General features: G+C 57.6%; 1 rRNA gene. It reads left to right on the top strand.

Annotated features, from left to right (window positions below):
- Window positions 1-255, top strand: a 23S ribosomal RNA gene (locus ACZYR9_RS27965); the annotation flags it as partial.

Raw genomic sequence — 255 nt, 5'->3', positions numbered from 1 at the left:
GGATTAGCCCAAACCAGGGGGCTTGCTCCCTGGGGTTGTGGGACGTCAAGGTGGGTTGAGCAGCGTAGGCGAAGCGGTCTGGAAAGGCCGGCCAAAGAAGGTAACAGCCCTGTAGCTGAAAGGCTGCAAAAACCCTAGACGGATCCCGAGTACCGCGAGACACGTGAAACCTCGTGGGAATCCGGCAGGACCATCTGCCAAGGCTAAATACTCCCTGGTGACCGATAGTGAAGCAGTACCGTGAGGGAAAGGTGA

The sequence above is a fragment of the Paenibacillus sp. F024 genome (genome assembly GCF_057814255.1).
The sequence above is the reverse complement of the archived record's forward strand: the minus strand, read 5'-3'. Positions and strand labels throughout refer to the sequence as shown.